We start from the raw sequence: 22351 nt of genomic DNA, 5'->3' as shown, positions 1-22351 counted from the left end.
CAGGCACTCGCGCTGGTGTCTGATCAAGAGAAAGAGGCCCTTCTTTACGATTGGCGAGGCTTCTTGGCGCGACCGGATCAGGTCATGCCGGATGGCGATTGGGAAATCTGGCTTGCACTTGCTGGTCGAGGTTGGGGGAAAACGCGCACGGGAGCTGAGGCGGTAAGGGAAGAGGTAGAAAACAACCGCTCAGAGCGTATTGGGCTGATTGCTGAAACAGCGGCAGACGCCCGCGACGTGATGGTTGCTGAGCTACTGCGGATATTTCCGAAGGCCAAGCGCCCGGTTTACACGAAGTCGAACCGCTGTGTTGAGTTCAATAACGGGGCAAAGGCATTCACATACAACGCGGTTGAGCCTGATCAGCTTCGCGGCCCGCAACATGACTTTCTTTGGCATGACGAGTTAGCCAAGTGGCGATATGCGCGCGAGACGTGGGACCAAGCGCAGTTCGGCCTTCGTCTGGGGCGGCACCCTCGACAGATCGTCACCACCACGCCCCGTGCCATTGAGTTGGTCAAATCCATAATGGCAGGAAAAGAAGGAAAGGTGCATATCACGCGCGGCGTGACTATGGACAACAAGGCAAACCTTGCATCAAGTTTCATGACCCGTATCCAAAAGAGGTATGCGGGAACGCGCTTAGGGCGTCAGGAACTAAACGCTGAGTTGCTTTCCGACCTTCCGGGGGCTCTTTGGACGCAGGCCGCAATAGACGCATACAGGGTTGCCTCTGCGCCCGAGTTAGGCCGCACGGTGGTTGCGCTGGATGTGGCCGTTACGAATACCGACGACTCAGACGAGCACGGTTTGATTGTAGCCGGGATGGATTCCGACAGGGCTAACCAAGTGGCCTACGTCTTAGAGGATGCTTCACTAAGCGGCAGCCCTGCTGAATGGGCTAGAGCGGCGGTAACGAAATATCACGAATATCAGGCCGATTGCCTCGTGGTCGAGGTGAACAACGGCGGCGACATGATTGCACACACAGTCAGAGCGGTTGCCCCAAACGTAAACATCAAAGAGGTGCGAGCCTCAAAGGGCAAACACGTCAGAGCGGAACCAGTAGCTGCTTTGTATGAGCAAGGACGAGTTCGCCATGTTGGGCAGTTTCCAGAGCTCGAAAACCAAATGACACAGTTCACCAACGAAGGGTTTCAAGGTGACGGCAGCCCTGATCGCGCCGACGCGCTGGTCTGGGCCTGCACTGAGCTATTCCCGGACATGGTTGATACTGTCCCGGACGTATCTCGCTATTACTCCACCGGCGGAGCAGGATTTTTGGCATCATGAATAATGACGACATTCTAAAGCTTGCCCGGTCGCGGATGAGTGAGGCGGTAGACGCTGATCTTGAAAACCGCCAAGAGGATATGGATGACCTTGAGAAACTGGTCGGTAACCAGTGGCCTCAGGACATTCGAGAGTCGCGAGAAACAGACCTGAAACCTTGCCTGACAATGAACCGATTGCCGCAGTTTGTGCGACAGGTGACGGGCGACATTCGCCGCATGAACCCGGCAATCAACGTGATCCCAGCGGATGGTAATGCTTCGCCAGAAACTGCCGAGATTATCGAAGGGCTGATAAGACAGATTGAGTACGCCAGCGATGCAAGTTCGGTTTATGAGCAAACGGCGGAAAGCGCTGCGGCAAGTTCAATTGGCTGGTTTCGAGTTCTGAACGATTGGGTTGACGATGTTTCCTTTGAGCAGGAAATCAAGGTCAAGCGCATTCGGAACGCCTTTTCTGTCTACTGTGACCCGGCGGCTGAAATGCCGACGCGCGAGGATGCGGGTTACATATTCATCACCGAAACGATGAAAAAAGAGGATTTCGAAGCAGCGTTTCCCGGTAAAAAACACGCCGATGTTGAGCATGACGGAACAACTGACGGTTTGGAAAACTGGCAGGAGAACAGCAAGGTCATCGTTGCCGAATACTATTGGAAAGAGCCGGTCACGAAGAAGCTGGCCCTTCTCAGGAACGGGGAAATCACTGACAATCCCGTTCACGGCATGAATATTGCGCGCGAACGCACCGTCAAGACGCACAAGGTCATGTGGGCCAAGATCAGCGGTAATGACGTGCTTGAGGGGCCGAACGAACAGCCTACAATGCACATTCCGGTTATCGCGGTGACTGGTGAGGAATGGCAGGTGGGTGATCGCGTTTATCGCTCTAGCGTCATCCGTTATGCCAAGGACGCGCAGCAGATGTATAACTATTGGCGCTCTGCACAAACCGAGTTCGTCGCATTGCAGCCCAAAGCGCCTTACATGGTCTCGACCAAGCAAATTGAGGGCCTTGAGACCATTTGGAACGAGGCCAACCAGAAAAACCGCCCATATCTGGTTTATAACCCTGACGACAAAGCGCCGGGCGCACCGCAGCGCGCCGCGCCGCCTGTTTCCTCTCAGGCCATGTTCGACCAGGCGATGAATGCCGCCGAGGACATGAAGGCGACAACCGGCATTTATGATAGCGCGCTAGGTAACCAGTCGAACGAGAAATCGGGCGTTGCAATCCGCCAACGTCAAATGGAAAGCGACGTATCCACATCGATCTATTCCGACAACATGGCAAAAGCGATTGCGCATTGTGGACGCGTTATCGTTGATATGATCCCGAAAGTTTACGACACGGCGCGACAAGTTCGAGTTCTCGGTAAAGACGAGCAGGAAAAGATGGTGCCTGTAAATGGGCAGCAGTTGGCTTCACATAATGGTCAGATGATTAAGATCCCGATCAATGACCTGACAATCGGCAAGTATGATGTTCGTGTCTCTGTTGGTCCGAACTACTCGACGCGCCGTCAGGAAACCGCAGAAGGAATGCTGGAATTCATTCGAGTGTTGCCGCAGGCAGGCGCAATGACAGCGGACTTGATCGCAAAGGCCCAAGATTGGCCGGATGCTGACCAGTTTGCAGAGCGCTTGAAAAAGGGTCTGCCGCCTCAGTTCCGCGATCCGGAGGACATGACGCCTGAAGAACAAAAACAGGCAGCTATAGCCCAGAGGGAACAACAGCGCGCAGCCCAGATTCAAGAGGCAGCCCAGCAAATCGAGTTCCGCAAGGCAGACGCAGAGGCCACAGAGGCCGAAGCAGACGCCCAAAAAGCGCAGTTCGAAGTCATGAATGAACAACTGGAATTGGCTGTTAAAAACGGCCAACTGAACGCGGCAATCGGCCAAATCGTACAGGCCGAGGTTGCCCGTGCCCTGCAAGGGCTAATGCAACGGGGTTAAACCCCACTTTTCAAGGAAAATTGAAAATGACCGACGAGGTGAAGGCAGCCGAACAGGCAGCCCCGGAAGTCGTGCAAACTGAGGCCGAGCAGGTCGCAACGCCGGAAGCGGCGGAAAGCACAGAAGGGCAGGTGGAAACCCAGCCCGCCGAGGACAATGGCGAAAAGCCAGAGGCCGAGGATAAGGTAAGCGCATCCAAGGCGAGACGAGACCGCCGTAAGGCGGAATTGAACCGCGTCAAAGAGGAGTCGGCGCAATTCGAGGCAGAGAATGCCCGTTTGCGCGCTCAAATCGACCGCCTCAAGGGTGCCGACAAGACACCACCCCCAAAGATCGAGGACTACGACGACCACGACGAATACGTCGCTGCTCTGTCTGCCCACAAGGCCGCAGAGTTGATGGACCAGCGTCAGGTTGCCGCTTTGGAGAGTGAGGCCGAACAACACACACAACGCCAGCAGGCTTTGCATCAGAGACAAATGGCCGAAGCCCAAGAGAATTGGGCTGCCCAAGTCGAAGAAGCAAAAGGCCGGTACGCTGATTTTGACGCTGTTGTCACGGCCCCCGACGTTCCGATCACGCAAGATATGGCCAACCTTCTGAAGCTGTCCGAAGTGGGCGCGGATGTGGCCTATCACTTGGGGATGAACAAGCAGCAGGCTTTGCAAATCGCACAAATGCCTCCTGCCGAGCGAGTGGGTGCAATGCGGATGCTTGAGCAATTCGTTGCCGTGCAGACGCCGAAGCCCAGAACCCAAACCCAGGCCCCAGACCCGGTGACTCCTGTTTCGCCAAAGGCGACAGGTCACAAAGACCCGTCAGAAATGACGGCGGGCGAGTATCGCGCATGGCGTGAAGCTGGCGGCTCATTCTAAGGAAAGCTTGAAAGATGGCTAATACCTTCCTCACGCCTTCTGTGTTCGCACAAGAGGGCCTCATGTTGCTTGAGAACGAGCTTGTTCTCGGCAACAAAGTCCACACAGACTATTCAAAAGAATACGCGATGGTCGGTGACATAATCAGTATCCGTCGCCCGACCGCGTATCAGGGTCAGGATGATAATCTCGACGTGTCGTCCTACAGTGAAGACATCGTGCAGGGCAAGACAACCCTGGTGATGGACAAGACTGTATCGATCAAGGTTGATATTGGCGCGCTGGATGCCACCCTGTCGTTTGATCGCGTTCAAGAGGACGTTATCAAGCCGGTTGTCATCAAGATGCGAGACCGGATCGAAACCGAGTTGGCGGGGCTGTACAATCAGCTTTACTATTTCTCGGGCACTGCCGGGACTGTCCCTTCGACGTTCAAGGAACTGGCAAAGGCCGGTGCGATCATGACAGACGCGGCCATTCCTCAGTCGGATCGTTTTGCCGTTCACGGCACTGACGCATCTGTTGAACTGGCGGATGGGCTCAAGGGTGTATATGTCCAAGGCAAGGCTAAGACCGCCTTCGAAGAAGCTGAAATTGGCCGCTATGCCGGTTTCAACAACTACGAAAGCGTTCACGCGCCAACCCACACTTCGGGTGTTGCAACTGGAACGCCGCTGGTTAACGGCGGTTCGCAAGTCGTAACCTACGCAACAGCCAAGGACACTTGGACCCAGACCCTGAATACAGACGGTTGGACTAACTCCACCACTGGAATTCTGAAAGCTGGTGACGTGTTCACCATCGCTGGTGTCAATGCAGTGAACCCAATCTCGAAAGAGGACACGGGGCGCTTGCAGACATTTGTTGTGATGGCGGATGCGGACTCCGGTGCGTCTACCGGCCCAGCGGCACTGACTGTTTCACCCCCGATGATCACTTCAGGTGCTTACCAGACCGTGACAGCGGCTCCGGCGGACAACGCTGCAATCACCGTCAAAACGGGTGCCAGTGGTGCGACCAACAAGCAGTCTCTGCTTTTGCACCCCAAGGCGTTCGCTCTGGTCACTCGTCCTCTGAAAATCGCAAGCGGTGCCGGCGTCAAGACTTCTACCAAAAGCGGCAACAAGGTAACGATTTCCTGCACCGAATGGGTCGATGGCAACACGCTTCAGCACAACATGCGCTTTGACATGCTGTTTGGCGTGAAGTGCCTGGATCAGCGCTTGGGTATGCGCCTGACCAACTAACCAAGAGCGGGGGCTGTGATGGCCCCCGCCTTCCTTTTCGGAGGGGTGATCCATGGCGACAATGAGAGACATAATCAAGCGAGCATACCGGAAACTCGGGATTGTGGCATTCGATACGGATATGACGGCAGATCAGGCTTCCGAGGGATTGGAGACCCTGAACTCGCTTCTCCATGAATGGAAGTTACGTAGCGTTGACATCAGTCATTCCGATCTCGGGCTTGGTGGCACCTTTCCGCTTGGGGATGAGTTCAAGGAAGGTGTAGTTCACATTCTGGCGGGGCGGCTTTCACCAAATTACGAAGTCCCGGCGTCTTTTGACCCTGATGATTTCTTCCGCGCAATTCGAATTGCATACCTGACAATCAGTGAGGTTTCTCTTGACCGCGCCTTGTATGAAGTGCCGTCCAAGAAGGCCCGCGACGGAACCTTGAGCTATCAGGGCCGGTAAGACATGCCCACAGTTGAGTTTGTAGGACAATCCGCCCAGACAGCTACGTCTCCGGGGGCCGGAACATCACGCCTGCTGAACCTATACCGCGAACCCGTCGTGAACGGGGATAGCACACGCTATCTGCTGCGGCCTGTGCCTGTGCAGTCCTTTGGGGGCGCTTGGCCTTCTGGTTTTAACCGCGCAATCCAATGGATTGACGGGCAAACCTATGTGGTTGTCGAAGGCAACTTAGCGACGGTTTCGCAGGGCGGTTACATCGTCCCGGTTGGGGCGGTTGCTGATGACGTGAACACGACGATTGCCGGGAACCTTGGATATGTAACCGTTGTTGCAGGTGGGAATTACTACACCTGGAACGGCACAACGATGACAGAGCCGGTAGACGGGGCGTTTGAGAATTACGGTTCAGTCGAAACGCTGGGGCAGCGCATGTTGCTCACTGAGTTGAACGGGAGGCGCTTTCAATGGTCGGATGTGGCAGACCCTGACACACTTGGGGGCCTGAACTTCGCCACAACGGAAGCGGGCGAGGACAATAATATCCGGGGTGTTGCTTTGAACCGCAACTACTGGATTTTCAAAGAACGCAGCATTGAGACTTGGTATCAAACCGGATCCGCTGATCAGGCCGAGGCATTTGCCCCCGTTTCTGGTGGGGTTGTCACAACCGGGCTCAAGAAGTTCAATCTCCTGACCAAGTTCCGGGGTGGCCTGTTCTTTGTCGGGAATGACGACATTGCCTATGTAACAACAGGGGCAGGGTTGCAGCCTGTATCCACGCCTGCGGTGGCGCGGGATATTGCAGAGGCTGACCCAACACACTGCTTTTATTACGAGCATGAAGGGCACAAGTTCTGCGTCCTTCGGTTCTCGGATCGGCCCGCTTGGGTCTATGACTTTGCGACAAGGGAATGGCACGAACGTTCTGAGGGCGCGAACCATGGCCCTTGGGATGCGATAGGGTCGGCGCAGGATACGCAGGGCAGATGGACTATTGCCCGCCAGACCCCCGAACTCGCTAGGCTCTCAAGCAAGGCGTCTGGTTTGCTTTGGGAAGGCGGCGCTCCGCTTTACCGCAGGGCAATTTCTCGGACACTACGCGCTGACAGCAAGCGGTTCCGGGTGCCAGAGGTGGAGTTTTATGCGGATTTTGGCGACGTGCCTATCCGAGACGGTAACGAAACAGCCCTCATGGCCCGGTTCTCCGGTGATCGGGGTAACACATGGCAATCCCCGCGCACCTATTCGATGGGAAGCCAGGGCGACTATGACCAAAGAGTGGTTATGCGGTCTCTGGGCCAGTTTCGACAGATAACAGCACAGATTGACCTGACCCATTGGGATGAAGTCCCGATTTGGTCTGACGTGAGAGTGAGGCTTGCATGAGCGCGCCTGAGTTAAACAGCACCACTCCTATAACTCAAAATGGCGACCTGCCGCATATGGAGCTTCTGATCTACATCGGAATGCTGGTCAAATACATCAATGCGCTTGAGGCGCGGATCGAAGCCCTTGAGCCGTAAAGCCACACAGGCGGACTTGCCTGCCCTGTTGGAAATGGCAAAGGCGTTTCATGAACACAATCAACCGGCATGGCCCTACAGTGAAACGGGGATGCGTCGGTTCTTCGAAGCCCTGATCCAATCACCGGATTGTCTGGTTTTGATAAGCAACGGGTTCTTGGCTGCGGTGAAGCAGCCGAACCCACTTAACCCTGATTGGCTGATAGCGAGCGAAATTCTCTGGTGGGGTGATGCTGACCTGTTTCGGCAGTTCAGAAAATGGGCGCAAGACGCTGACGAAATCCGCTTTTCTTGCCCGACAACAGCACCAGCAAACAAACTTTTCCGGCGCATGAGCGACCCGGTTGAAATAGTATACTCGGAGGTCCGAACATGTGCATAGGTGCAGCAATTGGAGGCGTTGCCAGTATCATTGGCGGCGCTGAAAGCAGCAGTGCAGCAAGCAAGGCGGCAGACGCACAGGTTCAGGCGGCACAGGCCCAGACCGAACTTGAGCGGGACATTTACAACGACACCGTAGGTCGGTTTGAGCCCTACTATGAAGGCGGCTTAGACTACAACAACGTCCTGCGCTATGAGCTGCTTGGCGGTGAGGCCCCGATGATTGGCGCAACCACGCCGCAGATCGTCGAGGAAAAGAAAAGGCTGTTTGGGCGCCAACTGTCGGCAAACGCCTTAATGAACCTCAAGCGCGAAGGGCCGCTTAAAAACGGGTCTCTTAGCGAGTTCTTCCCCGGCAGCCGGATGCAATACCGGGTTGGCGATCAGGTTTTTGACACGCGGGAAGAGGCTGAGCGCTATGCGCAGGCCAACGCAACCGGCGGTCATCGGTATGGTGGCTTTGAAGCCTCACCGGGCTATCAGTTCGCGTTTCAGCAGGGCATGGACGCCATTGATGGCAGCGCAGCCGCGCGGGGCAACGTGTTCTCAGGGGCCACACTGAAAGCTCAGCAGGAATTTGGCACCGGACTCGCTCAGCAAGAATATGGCAACTACCTCAACCGCCTGACGGGACAAGCGGCACAAGGTCAGGCAGCGGCGGGCAACATTGCAACGGCTGGCAGCAACTACGCATCCGGCGCGGGCAATGCTCTGGCAAACATGGGTAACGCACAGGCGGCGGGATACATCGGTCAAGCGAATGCTCTGAATGGGGCTATCAACAACGGCTTGACGGCGTGGGGCTACATGAACTCGCCCACTGCGAACGCCAGTTTGGTTCCGGGGATTCAATCCACGGTAAATAACATGTCCTCGGTGCTGTTCTAATGAACGCGCTTCGGGAAGGCATCATTTCATCGGCGCGCGCCCTTGGGATCGATCCCTTAGACTTGGCTACGGCTATCTCTTACGAGACCGGCGGCACCTTTAGCCCGACACAGGCAGGACCGACGACACAGTGGGGTCAACATCGCGGCTTAATCCAGTTCGGAGAACCGCAGGCCCGTCAATATGGCGTGGACTGGTCTAATCCTCTTGGGTCGCAACTCGGCCCAGAGGGTGCAGTCGTTGACTACCTGCGCGATACGGGTGTGCGCCCCGGTATGGGGTTGCTGGACATTTACTCGGCAATCAACGCGGGTGGTGTTGGCCGCTACAACGCATCTGACGCAAACAACGGCGGCGCTCCTGGCACGGTTCGAGACAAAGTTGAGCGGCAAATGGAAGGGCACCGCAGGAACGCGCTTGCGCTTCTAGGCGAATACAGCCCGTCTCAGCCCCAAAACGCCCTTGCGGGGGACAACACCCCACAACAGCCCCAAATCAACGCCCTGCGCGCGGAATATACGCCTATGGACCCGTCTGCCTTCATGGTTGCGCGTGGACCAGGCCAAAAACTCGCATTTAGTTGAGGACCGACATGTCACGAATGAATTCAGCGCTTATTCTGGGGGCTCAACAGCCTAACTTTGGCAACGCCTTAGCGCAGGGTCAGGCGCTTCGGATGCGTGCGGACCAAATGGCGGACCAGAACGCTTTGCGGGGTCTGTTCCAGACGCAGGGTGCGGACATTATGGCGGGTGACAGTAACGCGCTTAATGCACTGGCCCAAATTGACCCACAACAGGCGCTTACGATCCGTGGGCAGCATCAGGTGCAGGCTCAGCGCGATCAGACCATGCAAATGCGTGTCGCTGAATACGCGCGTGGCTTGTCGAAAGAACAGGCCGCAGTCGAGGCCGCAAAGCTAGAGCAGGGCATCACGCGGGCAATCGCACTGTACCAGACAGGTGACTTGAACGGCGTCAATCAGCTTCTGCAAAGCGTGGGTGAACAGCCCTTGCAGAGCCTTGAGCAATTCCCGGCCGTGGCCGCGCGTTACGGCGATGCGCTTAGCACGTTGAAATCTGTCACTGAGTTTAGCGCTGAACCTGAGCCCGCCGATGAGTATGGGCGCTATGTGGCAGAGGAAACGGCGGCAGGTCGTAAGCCTCTGAGCCGGATCGAGTACAAGCGCGCGGGTCAGAAAACGCAACAGTTGACAGTTGGCAAGGACGGCAGCGTTTCCCTTGTTGAGGGTTTTGGGGAGAAGAAACCACCAAAGACCACCGAGGGCGAAAAGTCGTCTGCGGGCTACCTGAGTCGGATGAAGGCAGCAGAAGAGATTCTTGACGAATTGTCTGTGGACGAACCGGCTGTGCGTTCACTCACAAGCTTGCTTGTCGGTGGAACCAACTTTGAAGGTTTGGTCCTTGGCGACAGACAGGAAAAGATATTGCAGGCTCAACGTGATTGGGTCCGTGCAAAGCTTCGCAAGGAATCGGGCGCGGTTATTGGGCCAGAAGAAATGGCCGAAGAGGTGCGAACCTACTTCCCGCTTCCAGGTGAAGGGCCGGAAGTTGTTGAGCAGAAACGCCGCGCTCGTAAAGAGGCGGAGCGGCAATTCGAGATTATGTCTGGTGCGGCAGGGCCGCAGGCCGAACGTCCTACCGAGGCGGGCGGTTCAAGTTCTGATGTGTTTCAGTTCCAGAATGATCAACAGCGCCTGTTGTTCGAAAAGTACGCCGTTCCCAGCGGGCAATAAGGAAAACCATATAGCCAACAAAGGCTATGGGCCAAATGCTTGGCACCCACCAATCGGCACCGAGCGTGTAAATCGCCACCCCGCACCAAGCCGTCAAAACACCTAAAGCAATGCAAATCGCCGTTTTATGCGGCGTCCACCTAATTTTCATACCCTAACTATGGGGACACCATGGCCACTTTTCAAGAACTGATGAGCGCAGCGGAAAACGCGGAAAGCTCCGGGGATACTGATGCAGCCCGCCAGTTGGTGCAAATGGCGCAATCCCTGATGGGAGGGGGAAAAGCAAATTCCCCGGTTGACAGCACGTCAGACGTAACAATCCCGCAGGCAGAGGAATATGACCCGAGCCGGAAAGGGGTAACTTCGCAGGTTGACCGCTTTGGGGACACAATCCGCGCCGCCACAGAAGGCCCAGTGGCTGCAACCAAGTATTACGCCGGGGAAGTTGTTAATCCAGAGAATAGCATAGGTGAGCGCGCGCTTGCGGCGGGGCAGACTGCCTTGTCTGCGGCTGGTGCAACTTATGCCTTTGGGGCGGGTCTCGTGGGTGAGACGCTTGGCGGTTCTCCAACGAATGAAAAGAAGCTGGCCCGTGATCTGATGATGATGGGCGAAGTAGCGGCCCCTGAGTTGGCGGGTGTTTCGGCTGGGTCTCGGGCTGCGGGTCGTGTTGCAGGTGCAGTACAAGACCTCAATAAGACACCAACACCACGACAGGAAATTGCGCGGGCTGCGGATGATCTGGGCATTACACCGAGCCTCGGCGCAACTGGTAAAACGCATGGGCAGGTTGCGGCGGCGCTGGAAAAGGTGCCGGGTGTTGGCAAGGTGCTGGAACGTGACGCTTCCCGGTTCGTTGATGACGTGGAAACAGCATTCAATTCGGTTCGCCGTGGCGTAGGTGAAGCAAGAGACGCAGCGGGGGCTGGTGAAGCCCTTCAAGGTGGCATTGGCAAATTCGTCAAGCGCTTTGAGGACACATCCTCTCGCCTTTATGACCGAGTGGACGAGTTTATCCCCGCGGATATGAAGGTCGAGGCCCCGAATACCGTAAATCTCGTGCAAGAGCTAACGTCTGAGTTTGCGGACAAACCGGCCTTGATGCAACAGCTTGGGCTGAACAAGTTCGCCAAACTGGCGGGTGACATTGAGGGCGGCTTGTCTTGGAAGGCTATTAAGGATCTGCGTTCAAGCATTGGCCGCGCCATCGGTAGCAATTCCGGCCCGCTTGAGGGTTTGGACAAAGCACAGCTTCGGCAGATGTACAGCCAACTCACGGCAGATATGGAAGCCGCCGCAACGCAGGCAGGTCCAAAGGCAAAGGCTGCTTGGGATCGGGCGAACACCTACTACGCCAAAGGTGCAGAACGCATCCAAGGCGCGCTAGATAAGACGATTAAGGCAGACAGCCCAGAACGTGCATTCGAGGCATTCGCTAACATGGCTAAAGCTGACCGCGCATCGTCTGATGTTCGTCGGATGCGGACTATCAAAAAGTCCATGCCGAAAGAGGAATGGAACACGGTATCGGCAAGCATTATTGACCGTCTAGGTAAAGCACCCTCGGGACAACAGAATGCGGCGGGCGATGTGTTTTCACCCGGCAAGTTCCTGACCGAGTGGAACAAGATGAGCGACGAGGCTAAGTCCATTCTCTTGGAACCAGGGGCGCGCAATCAGTTGGATAAGCTGGCTAAGGTGTCGGAAGGCGTCAAGAAGGCCAATGCGGAACGCAATTTCTCGAACACCGGCACTGTTGAAACGTGGCTTGCCATAGTGTTTGGGGCTGGTGCGAACCTCCCCGCAACTGCGGCGGCAGTTGGAACGGCCAACCTATCGGCTCGGGCTATGACGTCGCAGCGGTTTCTTGCGGCGGCAAATCGGGCCGCGCGTGGGGATTACAAGGCGATGCAGGCTATTGCTAAGGGCGGGTCGCCAGTCGCGCAGGACGCGCAGACTATTCTGAGGCTTGCGGCAGCGGACGCCGCGTCAATCATCCCGGCAAGCAACGAGAACGCGCCACCAGAGGCGCTTATCGCCCCCTAATAGGTGTTGCACACAACCTGCTGCCCATACTGAGTCTGACAGACAGTCCTTTGCGGCCCTGTCATCTGTGGGAATGGCTGCAACGGCTGAGCTACCGGTGCAACAACCACAGGCGCAACCGGCGCTGCGGTCTGCCGGGCTTCTCGCTGCTCATACAGGTCTGAATAGGTATCACAGGCGCTTTGGTCGCCACCAACGCAGGCAACCGCCAAGTCTTGCAGGGCTTTATCAATCGGTGATGAGCCGGTTGTTGTCTCGCAAGCGCTCAATACAAAACAGGCCAGAATTAGGCGTTTCATAAAAACCTCTTGGTTGTGAATACCCCAACATGGCCGCTGTTCACAGAAAATTCAACGACTTCTGAACGTCAGAGGAAATCATGGCAGAGCAATTAATCATCCCGCGTCGGGTTCTGGACGCGAACGGCGACCCTTTGGATGGCGCAAAGTTGTTTGCCTATGTCGAAGGCACGACCACGCTTGAAACGGTCTACACTGACAGCACCTTGGGTACGGCGCATCCTAGCCCGCTGTTGTCGGATGCTGGCGGTAACTTTCCCCCGCTCTGGCACGCTGGGGATCATGGGGTGAAGGTTTCCATCCTAGACGCAAGCGACGTTGAGCTGAGCTGGTCGCCTTTGGACCCATGTCCCGCCACTTCGAACTCTTCGAACAGCGCGGCCAATACGTCTTTCACACCCACGTCCAACAACCCGGCGACCAACGTTCAGCAGGCGATTGAAAACGCATCCAATGCAGGCAGTGATGTGTTTGAGCGCTCAGCCAATTTCACGGCTACCCCTTCGGATGTTGGGCGAACGTTTGTCTGCACATCGGATCTGACGCTATCTCTGTCGGCTGCGGCAAGCCTTGGTAGCAGCTTTCGGATTACTGTCATTGCGGCTGGTGGTGACGTGACGATTGACCCCAACGGTCTTGAGACAATCGACGGGCAGTCCACTATCATCATCCAGGATGGCAAGTCTGCCACCATCCACGGCACGAGCCTGACATTCTACACGTCAGGATTCGGCGCTTATGACCGAGAATACCACGACCCCGCTAATGTCCTGTCATGGAAGCTGGTCGGCAAGACCCTCTTTTGCTGGGGGCAGCTTACGACCGATGGGGCGGGAAGCGGAACAATCACTTTCCCGGTTAGCCCCGCGCCTGTTTATACAAAAAACCCGATTATTCGACCCACGCCGCTTCAAGCGTCGGGGATCCGTTATGCTCAGGCCACAAGCACATCAACGACAACCGGTGGCGTCTTTGCCCACGATGGGACAAGCGGCGCTGCGGTCAATGTCCATTGGGACTCTACGGGCGAGGCGTGACAGTGGCAATAATCCAGAACAGCGAACGGGACAGGGTGAGAAATGACCGAAGATGAATGGCGCACCAAGACCGACGCTAGACTGTCCCACATTGAGGACCGCTTAAACAAAGCTGAAACGAGAGACGCAGTCAGCGATGTACACAGGACCAACGTTGAAAAGCGCCTGACGAGCATTGAGGGAACTCTGACTTGGCTCGTTAGGTTGATCATCGGGGCAATCCTGATGGCGGTCGTTGCTTTTGCTTTGGGTGGGGGGTTGCAGCCTTGAAGATCAAAGAGCGTTGGGCGTGGTTTGCCGCATTTGTTTTGGTCATCGGGGTCAGCTATGGACCCAAGGCGCTTGCGCCAAAACCCTACTGGGATGTGAGGCTGATCGAGACCTATCAAGAAGGTGACTACAGGTACGTTACCGCATCCTTTGAGAAAGGGAACTGCGAGCGGCAGGACGTTGTATTTCTCGGTATTCGCTTGGGGCTTCAAGACAAGCTGAAATGGGAGCCGCTGGATGGCTTCGAAAATGCAGAGGATCGAACGGAAGGGTTTCAGGTCTTGAGTGGACGCCTATACACCGCCGGCGTTGATTACGAGTCATTCGAAATCCGTACCCGGCATTTATGCGACGGTCAGCGTATTGATCGGGTTTTCCTCAAAATAGACAACTGACACACCCCAACAACTGAACCCTTTTGCCCCGCCTGCGGGGTCTTTGGCGTGGAGATAGGCCATGAGGCACGTATCCGAGATTATCGTCCATTGTTCGGCTACTCAGCCAAATTGGATGCATGGCAAACCAATCAAAGCCAAGGTTGACGAAATTCGCCGATGGCACAAGGCGCGTGGCTGGTCTGACATTGGGTATCACTACGTCATTGATCGTGATGGCAAGATCTTGGTCGGTCGCCCGGTGGAAAAGACTGGCGCGCATGTGAAGGGTCACAATCGCGGAACCATCGGTGTTTGCCTTCTGGGTGGGCATGGTTCGTCGGCTGACGATGAGTTCAGCGACAACTTCACGATTTCTCAGGACAAGGCGCTTTGGTCCTTTCTCGCAGACCTAAAGCAAAAACACTCGATCACAAAAGTTTCTGGGCACAACCAATACGCCCCTAAAGCCTGCCCGGGTTTCAACGTTCCGATCTGGATACGGGAACACGAGCAAAAGCCAGCAAAGAAGCGCGCTTTTTCAGGGCTTCGCAGGTTCTTCAAATCACTCTTTGGATGAAAGGAAATCCTATGAAACTGATGATCCCCGCCATTCTGGCGGCTCTTTTCGTGTCTGCATGTGATTGGGCAGACGAACGCAAAACAGCGCTGGCAGATGCTGCGCTGATTCAGATCCAGCTGCTGAACGCTCAAGGCATCGATCCAATCCAAATGGATCAGGGTGACTTGGCCCTGCTTGCCAGTGGGTGCGCCCTGATTCCAGTCGTCTATCCCGAATACTCGGCTGATGTTGCTCAGTTCTGCACCGTCGCCATGGAGGCCGCGAAATGACCGACAACAAGTTCTTCATGAAGTCCATGACCATCTGGGGAATCCTGATCATGGCTGCGCCACAGGTGGCAATGCTGCTTGGCATCGACTTCACTGCCGCTGACGCTGCTGAGGCGGACGGGCATGTTCAGACCATTATCACAGCGATTGGGGGTCTGCTCGCCGTTATCGGGCGTGTCCGGGCCAAACAAGGGCTGTCTGTCGGTTCAGGCCGGTGAAACCGCTTTTAGCGTCACTGCTGGTTGTGACGTGGCTCTTTGCGGACCCTGCTTTTGCCGGAAACTGCGGCCCGCGCCCTGACCTCATTGCAAAGCTCTCCGAAAACTACGGCGAGGCCCTGCGGTTTGGTGGCTTGCAAAAATCGCGTGGGTCTCAGGCAGTTCTTGAAGTCTGGGTGTCGGGCGAAGCGGGCACTTACACCGTCCTTGTCACCACTGCCAGCGGTGTCAGCTGCATCATAGCAGTTGGCACTAACTTCTTTGAGGTCATTCCGTTGGAAGAGCCAGCGGGCAACCCCCTGTAAATCGAGAGGATCGACACATGAAACTTGGCTTTTGCCTTGGCCTGTCGAGGATTCGCGGCTCGGCGGCAATCATCACGGCAACGACCTCACCCACAATGGGGGCCCTGACGGACACAGACACCCCCGCAGACGGATATGTGGCGGGGTCTTACACGTCCACGGCAGGCACAATCTCAAGCGCGGTTCCGACCTACTACGTGAACGGCGCTGTGCAGCCGGGAACCTATGACCTGCAAGCGGGTGACGCTGTTTTTGCGCAGGTTCTGGTCACTGACAGCGTGGGCAACACGCGGACTTACACAACCAACACAAGCACGGTTCCAGGAGGGGCCGTGGGTGCGTTCTCTTCGGCGTTCTCTAGCGCCTTTGCAGTCTAGGAGGCAGACACATGGCAGTTCAAAACAGGGCAGCGCTGAAAGTCGATAAGAACACAGCGTTTGCAGACAACACAGCGGGCGACATTTCGGCGTCTGATTTGCGCGGGGAATTCGAGGACTTAATCGATAGCGCCTACATTCCCGGTGACGACAACTCGGGCGACACGCAGCTCATGACAGCGGCGGAAAAGTCAAAGCTGGCAGGGGTTGCGACAGCAGCCACAGCGAACCCCAACGCGATTGACAACGTGGTGGAGGACACCACCCCCCAACTTGGCGGTAATCTCGACGTAAACGGGAACAGCATTGTTTCGGCCTCAAACGGGAACATCACCCTTGCGCCAAACGGTACGGGCAACATCGTTCTTGGCAACTACACCATTGACGCTGATGCAACCGTTGGGGCGGCGCAAGACAACTTTGTCCTGAAGTATGACCATGCGTCGGGCTTGTGGAGGCCAGAGGCGGACTCGGGCGCTAGTGGTGGCGATGCTTGGTCTGATGCAGTAGACGCGGATATTGTTCCAGACGCCGACGGAACCCGCGACCTTGGTTCATCGGCAAACCGCTTTGCAAATCTGCACGTTGACAGCATCGACCTGAACGGCACCACGCTCAGCGGGACAGCTCTGTCTGATCCTGGCGCAGATTCATTCCTGATGTGGGACGACAGCGCGACAGCAACGGCGTTTTTCAGCCTCGGCACCGGCCTATCCGCCACAGGCACAACCGTGAACGCTGACATTGCCTCAGACGTGACAGGCGTAACCGGCGCGGATGCCGTGACCAACGTCATGAGCCTGACAAACGCTGAGTACGGAGCCATCACCCCCAACGCCACAACCGTCTATCTGATTACGGATGCTTGATCATGGCGGTAAAACTCGGTTCGACAGACATAAACCAAGTCTATCTTGGCTCGACGGACATTAAGCAGATTTACCTTGGCTCAACGCTGATCCACGACACGACCGGCGGGGGAGGTGGTAGCATTCCAACGATTGTTGGCTCAAATGCGGCATCCTCCCACAATGCGTTCACAGTTGCTTGGCCTGCTGGCCATGCATCCGGGGATCTGGCGATTGTCTTTGTTGAGTACGCGGGCAACCAAACCAAGGTTGTTGCCGGCGACCTCGGCACAGGCTGGACAGAACTAGCAGACGTTGGGTCGGGCTCAAACTCTGCCGATTGCCGAATGACTGTTTTCACCAAGACAGCGACAAGCGGTGCGGAAGCGGATGTAACAATTCCCGACACCACAGGGTCTTATTCTGCGGCAATCATTGTTTTGAATGGGCAGACTACCTTTGCACAGCTTGGCTCGGCTTCGTCCAACACAAGCAGCCAGACTGCCGTTTCTATCTCTGGTGGCACAACGACCAATGCAGATACGCGCCTTATCTGGGCATGGGCAAACCGCGTGGATAGCGACACGGTTCAAATCACCTCTTGGACAGACAGCAATCAGTCAAACGTTGCGCACCAGGTCGGCACGAACGATTCCCGGTTTGGCACAGGCGGCGGCGTAAGTGTAGGCTCGGGTGAGAAAGCAACCACAGGGACGGTTGGCCCCATCACAGCAACGCAGGCATCGGCCTCAAGGGGTTGTGGCCTTCTGATTGAGGTGTCGTAATGGTCGTCGTTAACAACACCTCAGAACTCACCACAGAGCTGAACAACGCAACCGGGGGCGAGACTATCGAACTTGCCGAAGGTGTCACGTTTGGCGACTATGAGGTAAGTGCAAAGTCCTACCCAACAGCCGTAACCATCAAGTCGCAGAACCCGGCAAACCCCAACACAATGGGGCGTCTGCGCGTCACCAACGGGTCAAACAACATTGTTGTTGAGGATATGACCTGCGTTTATGACGGGCAGGGCGGCTTTGACCAGTTCCAGTTTGTGCGGGTGCAAAACTCAACGAACGTCACATTTCGCAGATTGACCGTTTACACGGATCTTACTCAAAGCGGCGGCACTGAGACCGGCTATCTTATGACCGGGCAGGCATCGACAAATGTCCTGTTCGAGGACTGTAACGTCTATAACTATTTCTTCGGCATGTATTTCATTGACTGCGACGACACCACAGTGCGCGGTTGTTACGTGCATGATGGCCGCTCTGATCGCATCAACTATGCCCGATGCGATAACATGACAATTGAAGACAGCTATTTCGGCGCAAACAACGCTGTGCGTGGCGACCATGCCGATATGCTACAATGCACCCGAAGCACGGCAGGCAGTAACAATCAAATCATTCGCAGGAACATATTTGATCGCGGCGTTGGTGATTGGACGCAATCCCTTCATATGGGCAACGACAATACCCCACTTGACGCGCAACACCTTCATGATGGTGTCTTGATTGAGGACAACCTGATTTACAATGGCCACCAAAACGCAATCAGCCTGGATTGGGTTGATAACTGCATTATCCGAAATAACGCTGTGATCGGGACGCCAAACCAGACAAATCACAGCGAACCAAGAATTGCGGTTTTCAACAGCAGCGCAAACACAGTCACAATCGAAGACAACCTAGCAAACGTTCTCACATCCTTTGACCCTAGCTGGACGACCTCCAACAACTTCGCCATTCCTATTGCGAACTATGGGTCAAATTACGATATTCTCGCTTCGCCACCTACGGACACCTACAACGATTTCCGCATCAAAGCCGGAACCGCCGCGCACACAGCGGGTGCCGGATCTCGCATGATGAAACGGGAAGGCGGCTGGGGCGGTGCAGAGATAGTGCCGCATCCGTCTTATCTAGGCGGCAACTCCGGTGTCACACCACCCCCACCAGCCAGCAACGCCGCAATCATGCTTCCCAATGGAAGCCCGCTAATTGTTGGCGGTCAGGTAATTTATATAACCTGAGGCCGGAACCTTCTGAATCCTAGAAGACCGAGAATGCCGCCTATCAAAAGTATCCCACTTGCAGGCAATGGCACGGCGGCGACTTGCAGGTTATCGACCCAATATTCCCCACACCAGAAATTGCAGTAAACAGTGTTCGGCCCATAGCTACCGGGTAGCCTTATGTTGGAAGGTGAGTTGAACGTCACCAAGAGTTGGTCAATTGCTGTGAAGGCGCTTGAAAAGCCGACTGTCCGCCAAGCCCCAGGCCCAAACGTCTGAGAGGCAACGGTTGCGCCATTCGTTATCCCCGAGAACGTGACGGTGGCCGGAATCACCTGCCCAGCTACAAGCCACTGTCCATACGCCTGTGTGTCGCTTTCCGGCGGCGGCGGTGTTGATCCAGTTGTGTAGGAGCGGGAAGTGCCCCAAATATCAACGTACTGCGGCGTGAACTTCGTCCCACTGAGTGGCTGGATTACGGTGGATAGAACACCGCTGTCGTCATGCAGGTTGATGAAGTTTCCAAAACTATACACCGTGGCATAGTTGAAAGTATAACCTTGGCTCGTCCCCTGCTTTATAAAGCCTGAAGTGTACGGGTCGTTCGCGGGATCAATGTCAAATGTAATCGTTACCGCGTTGGCTGCACCTGCAATGCACACGGCTAGAGCCGCTAAAATCAGTTTCATGAATATTCCCCCTAATAATAGGCGATTGTATATTTGACAAACCCGCTAATCTTGGGGCTCCACGTCTTCTGGCCACGGCGCACGAGTGACCAATGCCCACATGTGAGGGTTTTGAAATGATGCTCGCGCATCGATCTCGATGAGAAGCTCCAGCGTTGCCGCTTCGTCTGCACCAATTGACGCAGAAAGCTGCTTAAGGCTCCGCCATTTAAATTTGTCGCCGCTCAACATACCGCGAAGCCGCGACCGCCGTTTCTCTGCAAGAGATCGTGCTTTCTTGCCTTTGATCCAAGCAGTAAGAACAGATGTGGCCACGCCGCTCGCGACGGATATTACTGCGCCAGAAGCAGCACCGACTATCGCCGCCCATCCAGGATCAAGAGCCATGTGACTTCTCGTCACCATTCTCCGGCTTCTGCTTGACCAGCTTCTTTAGCCGTTCTTCAAACCGTTCTTCATCGTCGTCCGTCTCTAGTTGGTGGGCGGCTTCTTTGAAGCGTTCGAGTTGGGATTTTTCTTTTTCCATGTGATCAAGATATACCGCCATGACGCACAAAAAAAGAGGCGACCCGAAGGCCGCCAAAGTCAGATTTCATACAGGCTTCTTGAACCGCTAACGCATAGCTCAGAAGCGGGGTTAAGGTTCAGCGCGGATCAGCGGCTACGCCAGTGGGCGCAGACATGCTCGATCCGGCCAAAACGTTCACGCACGTATGCGTTCACGAAGACACCTTTCGTCATGCCCCTACTCCTTACGAGAGGGTTTCCCTTGAAGTAAGGCGCGACAAGTGTCAGATTACAGGTGTCAACCGTGTGTTATCTGAAGGGCCGCGCCCTGATGAAAGCCACCACGAAAGCCGGTCCTTGTGGCCGGTTTTCTTGTTTCTCCCCTGCGGTCAGACCATTCGATCCGGGTGGTAATCCCGCAAGAGCATTGTCAGTCTCTGCATCGTATCCTCACTACATATTGGGCGCTCTCGCCATGACACTACATTACAGGGATTCCCCGTCAGGTCAATCCAATACAACTCGTATTTGCGTTATTTATGTTTTAACTTGAGTCTCCGCGTTGTTTTGTGTACAACGTAGTCAAAGGAGAACGCAATGGCACGGATACGAAGCCCCAACTACCCCCAAATAGAACTGCAAGAAGCGGTCAGCCTGGTTCGCAAAATATTTGATAACGAGGGTCAGAACTTTGCTCCACGTGAAGTAGTGGCTGAACTCCTCGGGTACTCATCTGTAAACGGCGCATCTGAAAAAAAGGTAAGCGCTATAACAGCTTACGGTCTTCTAGATAGAAATAGCGAGCGTGAGTTACGGGTGAGCGATCTCGCGATGAGGGTATTGCATCCCGAGGACGATCAGGAGGAAGCAGAAGCAATTTCGGAGGCTGCGCTATCTCCGAACCTCTTTCAGGAAATCAATGAAAAGTGGCCAGACACACCGCCAAGTGATGCTAATCTTCGTTCGTACTTAATACGACGTGGCTTCAATCAAAACGCTGTTGATCAAGTCATAAAGGTTTTTCGTAGTGCGATGAGCCTTGCCAACGTTGAAATAGAGGTGCATGATTCGCGTGAGGATATAGAGGATGAAGCGGTGCCACCGACCGCGTCTGATCGTTCCAGCGAGGGAAAGCCCATGCATTCGTCACAGGTTCACACAATAGACAAACCTATAGTGTTTGATATGGAGACAATATCGGGCCGATACAGCTTTGATAATGCCGACGATCTTGCAAACTTCATTGAGAAGTTGGAGAGGATTAGGCCGCTCCTGCCAGCCAAAGAAGTTGACGAAGATGGGTCGAACTAGTCAAAGCGAATACAGATACGGATGATGTCTAAACAGCGAAAGCTTACCGGCTTTCGCCGTTTTTGTTACTGCGTGTCAGGTCTTGCGTAGGTCAACCGCTTGCCAGCAGCGCCGCGTAGCGCAATTTGACCACGTTCAGCATCGTCCACACCATTTGCAATCCGGTTGTTATAGCGGAAGTCGAATTCAGCAGCATAGCGGTGCAGATGCTGTTTCCCGCAGTGCTGATACACTCCCTTCATGCCGCGCTTGAAAATGCTGTAGAAGCCCTCGACAGTGTTGGTGTGCATTTCGCGATCCTCAAGGTTTACATATTCGCCAGCGCTGTGATTGGTCCAGCCGTGGGCTTCAAATACCTTGCCAGCGCCAATATCCTGATACTGACGGGCTTCGTCGGTCATGACATAGGCTTCGCGGGCGATGTTCTCTTGCAAGATGGGGATCAGCGTGGACTTCTTGAGGTCATCCACAACGATGCTCTTGGCGCGCTTGGTGTCGCGATCCACCAGAGTAAGTACCTTCATCTTGTGGGAACCGCCGCGCGCGTTCTTGGCCTTCGTGACGCCCGGCTCCTTGCCGATGAACGTCTCGTCAACTTCCACAATACCACCGTCACCACCAAAGCCAGCCAGCGCACCGTCACGCATACACTCGCGGATACGGTGGGTGAGAAACCAAGCGGTTTTATACGTGATTTCCAGAACACGGTGCAGTTGGTGACTGCTGATACCCTTCTTGCTGGATACCATCAGGTGAATGGCTTGCAGCCACTTAAACATTTCAATGTGGCTTTCTTCGAAGATAGTGCCTTTGCGAACCGTGA

28 protein-coding genes are annotated in these 22351 nt (G+C 55.2%); 23 read left to right on the top strand and 5 right to left on the bottom strand.

All coding sequences use genetic code 11. From position 1 onward, the window contains the following. Positions 1-15: 15 nt before the first annotated feature. From AC2FNU_RS03595 to AC2FNU_RS03545, 11 genes are all read left to right on the top strand, one after another. Positions 16-1293: a DNA-packaging protein gene (locus AC2FNU_RS03595; RefSeq protein WP_496784868.1), complete on the top strand. Its 1278-nt coding sequence runs from the start codon at positions 16-18 to the stop codon at positions 1291-1293. Continuing rightward, entirely contained in the window at positions 1290-3248 is a 1959-nt protein-coding gene (locus AC2FNU_RS03590) for a portal protein (protein WP_496784866.1), read from the top strand. The genes AC2FNU_RS03595 and AC2FNU_RS03590 overlap by 4 nt, the downstream gene beginning before the upstream one ends. A gap of 26 nt (positions 3249-3274) precedes the next feature. Then, entirely contained in the window at positions 3275-4123 is an 849-nt protein-coding gene (locus tag AC2FNU_RS03585; protein WP_496784864.1) for a hypothetical protein, read from the top strand. A 14-nt stretch (positions 4124-4137) separates the two neighbouring features. Next, positions 4138-5370, top strand: a complete 1233-nt coding sequence (locus tag AC2FNU_RS03580) for a P22 phage major capsid protein family protein (RefSeq protein ID WP_496784862.1) — start codon at positions 4138-4140, stop codon at positions 5368-5370. Positions 5371-5422: 52 nt separating this feature from the next. Then, positions 5423-5821 (top strand): hypothetical protein, encoded by a 399-nt coding sequence (locus AC2FNU_RS03575; protein ID WP_496784860.1) that lies wholly within the window; start codon positions 5423-5425, stop codon positions 5819-5821. A gap of 3 nt (positions 5822-5824) precedes the next feature. Beyond that, positions 5825-7210 carry a packaged DNA stabilization protein gene (locus AC2FNU_RS03570; protein ID WP_496784858.1) on the top strand — a complete coding sequence of 462 codons (1386 nt, stop codon included), beginning with the start codon at positions 5825-5827 and terminating at the stop codon, positions 7208-7210. Further along, a complete protein-coding gene (locus AC2FNU_RS03565) occupies positions 7207-7347 on the top strand; it encodes a hypothetical protein (RefSeq protein ID WP_496784855.1) in 141 nt (46 codons plus the stop codon). The genes AC2FNU_RS03570 and AC2FNU_RS03565 overlap by 4 nt, the downstream gene beginning before the upstream one ends. Positions 7348-7719: 372 nt before the next feature. Next, positions 7720-8616 (top strand): hypothetical protein, encoded by an 897-nt coding sequence (locus AC2FNU_RS03560; protein WP_496784850.1) that lies wholly within the window; start codon positions 7720-7722, stop codon positions 8614-8616. Next, positions 8616-9200 carry a hypothetical protein gene (locus AC2FNU_RS03555; protein WP_496784846.1) on the top strand — a complete coding sequence of 195 codons (585 nt, stop codon included), beginning with the start codon at positions 8616-8618 and terminating at the stop codon, positions 9198-9200. Before AC2FNU_RS03560 ends, AC2FNU_RS03555 begins: the two co-directional genes overlap by 1 nt. Positions 9201-9208: 8 nt before the next feature. After that, positions 9209-10372, top strand: a complete 1164-nt coding sequence (locus tag AC2FNU_RS03550; RefSeq protein WP_496784840.1) for a hypothetical protein — start codon at positions 9209-9211, stop codon at positions 10370-10372. 171 nt (positions 10373-10543) lie between these two features. Next, complete coding sequence (locus AC2FNU_RS03545) at positions 10544-12421, top strand: hypothetical protein (protein ID WP_496784836.1); 1878 nt, start codon at positions 10544-10546, stop codon at positions 12419-12421. Here the strand turns inward: AC2FNU_RS03545 and AC2FNU_RS03540 are convergent. Continuing rightward, a complete protein-coding gene (locus AC2FNU_RS03540; RefSeq protein ID WP_496784831.1) occupies positions 12418-12720 on the bottom strand; it encodes a hypothetical protein in 303 nt (100 codons plus the stop codon). The genes AC2FNU_RS03545 and AC2FNU_RS03540 overlap by 4 nt on opposite strands. 80 nt (positions 12721-12800) lie before the next feature. On the opposite strand from AC2FNU_RS03540, the gene AC2FNU_RS03535 reads away from it, so the two are divergent. From AC2FNU_RS03535 to AC2FNU_RS03485, 11 genes are all read left to right on the top strand, one after another. Then, positions 12801-13757, top strand: a complete 957-nt coding sequence (locus AC2FNU_RS03535; RefSeq protein WP_496784827.1) for a hypothetical protein — start codon at positions 12801-12803, stop codon at positions 13755-13757. Between the two features lie 42 nt (positions 13758-13799). Continuing rightward, positions 13800-14027 (top strand): hemolysin XhlA family protein, encoded by a 228-nt coding sequence (locus AC2FNU_RS03530; RefSeq protein ID WP_496784822.1) that lies wholly within the window; start codon positions 13800-13802, stop codon positions 14025-14027. Then, positions 14024-14422: a hypothetical protein gene (locus AC2FNU_RS03525; RefSeq protein WP_496784817.1), complete on the top strand. Its 399-nt coding sequence runs from the start codon at positions 14024-14026 to the stop codon at positions 14420-14422. Before AC2FNU_RS03530 ends, AC2FNU_RS03525 begins: the two co-directional genes overlap by 4 nt. Positions 14423-14483: 61 nt before the next feature. Then, positions 14484-14981, top strand: coding sequence for an N-acetylmuramoyl-L-alanine amidase (locus AC2FNU_RS03520; RefSeq protein ID WP_496784813.1), 498 nt, complete (start codon positions 14484-14486; stop codon positions 14979-14981). 11 nt (positions 14982-14992) lie between these two features. Continuing rightward, positions 14993-15253, top strand: a complete 261-nt coding sequence (locus AC2FNU_RS03515; RefSeq protein WP_496784808.1) for a hypothetical protein — start codon at positions 14993-14995, stop codon at positions 15251-15253. After that, positions 15250-15471 carry a hypothetical protein gene (locus tag AC2FNU_RS03510; RefSeq protein ID WP_496784803.1) on the top strand — a complete coding sequence of 74 codons (222 nt, stop codon included), beginning with the start codon at positions 15250-15252 and terminating at the stop codon, positions 15469-15471. Before AC2FNU_RS03515 ends, AC2FNU_RS03510 begins: the two co-directional genes overlap by 4 nt. Continuing rightward, positions 15468-15776 (top strand): hypothetical protein, encoded by a 309-nt coding sequence (locus tag AC2FNU_RS03505; RefSeq protein ID WP_496784799.1) that lies wholly within the window; start codon positions 15468-15470, stop codon positions 15774-15776. The genes AC2FNU_RS03510 and AC2FNU_RS03505 overlap by 4 nt, the downstream gene beginning before the upstream one ends. A gap of 17 nt (positions 15777-15793) precedes the next feature. Next, positions 15794-16153, top strand: coding sequence for a hypothetical protein (locus AC2FNU_RS03500; protein WP_496784796.1), 360 nt, complete (start codon positions 15794-15796; stop codon positions 16151-16153). Between the two features lie 11 nt (positions 16154-16164). After that, on the top strand, positions 16165-17022 hold the full coding sequence (locus AC2FNU_RS03495; protein WP_496784794.1) for a hypothetical protein: 858 nt from the start codon (positions 16165-16167) through the stop codon (positions 17020-17022). Positions 17023-17024: 2 nt separating this feature from the next. Next, positions 17025-17786 (top strand): hypothetical protein, encoded by a 762-nt coding sequence (locus AC2FNU_RS03490; RefSeq protein ID WP_496784792.1) that lies wholly within the window; start codon positions 17025-17027, stop codon positions 17784-17786. Further along, complete coding sequence (locus AC2FNU_RS03485) at positions 17786-19039, top strand: right-handed parallel beta-helix repeat-containing protein (protein WP_496784789.1); 1254 nt, start codon at positions 17786-17788, stop codon at positions 19037-19039. Before AC2FNU_RS03490 ends, AC2FNU_RS03485 begins: the two co-directional genes overlap by 1 nt. On the opposite strand, the gene AC2FNU_RS03480 is transcribed toward AC2FNU_RS03485, so the two are convergent. Genes AC2FNU_RS03480 through AC2FNU_RS03470 form a run of 3 tightly spaced genes read right to left on the bottom strand, consistent with a single transcriptional unit; the run spans position 19027 to position 20257 of the window. Continuing rightward, a complete protein-coding gene (locus AC2FNU_RS03480; protein ID WP_496784787.1) occupies positions 19027-19710 on the bottom strand; it encodes a hypothetical protein in 684 nt (227 codons plus the stop codon). The genes AC2FNU_RS03485 and AC2FNU_RS03480 overlap by 13 nt on opposite strands. Before the next feature lie 45 nt (positions 19711-19755). Beyond that, the gene (locus AC2FNU_RS03475) at positions 19756-20097 is read right to left on the bottom strand and encodes a hypothetical protein (RefSeq protein ID WP_496784785.1); all 342 of its coding nucleotides are present in this window, start codon (positions 20095-20097) and stop codon (positions 19756-19758) included. Further along, positions 20087-20257: a hypothetical protein gene (locus AC2FNU_RS03470; RefSeq protein ID WP_496784783.1), complete on the bottom strand. Its 171-nt coding sequence runs from the start codon at positions 20255-20257 to the stop codon at positions 20087-20089. The genes AC2FNU_RS03475 and AC2FNU_RS03470 overlap by 11 nt, the downstream gene beginning before the upstream one ends. 557 nt (positions 20258-20814) lie before the next feature. On the opposite strand from AC2FNU_RS03470, the gene AC2FNU_RS03465 reads away from it, so the two are divergent. Continuing rightward, positions 20815-21528, top strand: a complete 714-nt coding sequence (locus tag AC2FNU_RS03465) for a hypothetical protein (protein ID WP_496784781.1) — start codon at positions 20815-20817, stop codon at positions 21526-21528. Between the two features lie 65 nt (positions 21529-21593). On the opposite strand, the gene AC2FNU_RS03460 is transcribed toward AC2FNU_RS03465, so the two are convergent. Then, the coding region (locus AC2FNU_RS03460) for an IS1595 family transposase (protein ID WP_496784779.1) at positions 21594-22351 on the bottom strand (758 nt) is incomplete at its 5' end.

The sequence above is a fragment of the Ruegeria sp. BHSB064 genome, assembly GCF_059613205.1.
Note: the sequence above shows the minus strand (reverse complement) of the source record. Positions and strands in the feature narration are given on the sequence as shown.

Coding starts and splice junctions, on each gene's coding strand:
- AC2FNU_RS03590 (WP_496784866.1), top strand. CDS start 1,290: ATGAATAATGACGACATTCTAAAGCTTGCCCGGTCGCGGATGAGTGAG.
- AC2FNU_RS03585 (WP_496784864.1), top strand. CDS start 3,275: ATGACCGACGAGGTGAAGGCAGCCGAACAGGCAGCCCCGGAAGTCGTG.
- AC2FNU_RS03580 (WP_496784862.1), top strand. CDS start 4,138: ATGGCTAATACCTTCCTCACGCCTTCTGTGTTCGCACAAGAGGGCCTC.
- AC2FNU_RS03575 (WP_496784860.1), top strand. CDS start 5,423: ATGGCGACAATGAGAGACATAATCAAGCGAGCATACCGGAAACTCGGG.
- AC2FNU_RS03570 (WP_496784858.1), top strand. CDS start 5,825: ATGCCCACAGTTGAGTTTGTAGGACAATCCGCCCAGACAGCTACGTCT.
- AC2FNU_RS03565 (WP_496784855.1), top strand. CDS start 7,207: ATGAGCGCGCCTGAGTTAAACAGCACCACTCCTATAACTCAAAATGGC.
- AC2FNU_RS03560 (WP_496784850.1), top strand. CDS start 7,720: ATGTGCATAGGTGCAGCAATTGGAGGCGTTGCCAGTATCATTGGCGGC.
- AC2FNU_RS03555 (WP_496784846.1), top strand. CDS start 8,616: ATGAACGCGCTTCGGGAAGGCATCATTTCATCGGCGCGCGCCCTTGGG.
- AC2FNU_RS03550 (WP_496784840.1), top strand. CDS start 9,209: ATGTCACGAATGAATTCAGCGCTTATTCTGGGGGCTCAACAGCCTAAC.
- AC2FNU_RS03545 (WP_496784836.1), top strand. CDS start 10,544: ATGGCCACTTTTCAAGAACTGATGAGCGCAGCGGAAAACGCGGAAAGC.
- AC2FNU_RS03540 (WP_496784831.1), bottom strand. CDS start 12,720: ATGAAACGCCTAATTCTGGCCTGTTTTGTATTGAGCGCTTGCGAGACA.
- AC2FNU_RS03535 (WP_496784827.1), top strand. CDS start 12,801: ATGGCAGAGCAATTAATCATCCCGCGTCGGGTTCTGGACGCGAACGGC.
- AC2FNU_RS03530 (WP_496784822.1), top strand. CDS start 13,800: ATGACCGAAGATGAATGGCGCACCAAGACCGACGCTAGACTGTCCCAC.
- AC2FNU_RS03520 (WP_496784813.1), top strand. CDS start 14,484: ATGAGGCACGTATCCGAGATTATCGTCCATTGTTCGGCTACTCAGCCA.
- AC2FNU_RS03515 (WP_496784808.1), top strand. CDS start 14,993: ATGAAACTGATGATCCCCGCCATTCTGGCGGCTCTTTTCGTGTCTGCA.
- AC2FNU_RS03510 (WP_496784803.1), top strand. CDS start 15,250: ATGACCGACAACAAGTTCTTCATGAAGTCCATGACCATCTGGGGAATC.
- AC2FNU_RS03500 (WP_496784796.1), top strand. CDS start 15,794: ATGAAACTTGGCTTTTGCCTTGGCCTGTCGAGGATTCGCGGCTCGGCG.
- AC2FNU_RS03495 (WP_496784794.1), top strand. CDS start 16,165: ATGGCAGTTCAAAACAGGGCAGCGCTGAAAGTCGATAAGAACACAGCG.
- AC2FNU_RS03490 (WP_496784792.1), top strand. CDS start 17,025: ATGGCGGTAAAACTCGGTTCGACAGACATAAACCAAGTCTATCTTGGC.
- AC2FNU_RS03485 (WP_496784789.1), top strand. CDS start 17,786: ATGGTCGTCGTTAACAACACCTCAGAACTCACCACAGAGCTGAACAAC.
- AC2FNU_RS03480 (WP_496784787.1), bottom strand. CDS start 19,710: ATGAAACTGATTTTAGCGGCTCTAGCCGTGTGCATTGCAGGTGCAGCC.
- AC2FNU_RS03475 (WP_496784785.1), bottom strand. CDS start 20,097: ATGGCTCTTGATCCTGGATGGGCGGCGATAGTCGGTGCTGCTTCTGGC.
- AC2FNU_RS03470 (WP_496784783.1), bottom strand. CDS start 20,257: ATGGCGGTATATCTTGATCACATGGAAAAAGAAAAATCCCAACTCGAA.
- AC2FNU_RS03465 (WP_496784781.1), top strand. CDS start 20,815: ATGGCACGGATACGAAGCCCCAACTACCCCCAAATAGAACTGCAAGAA.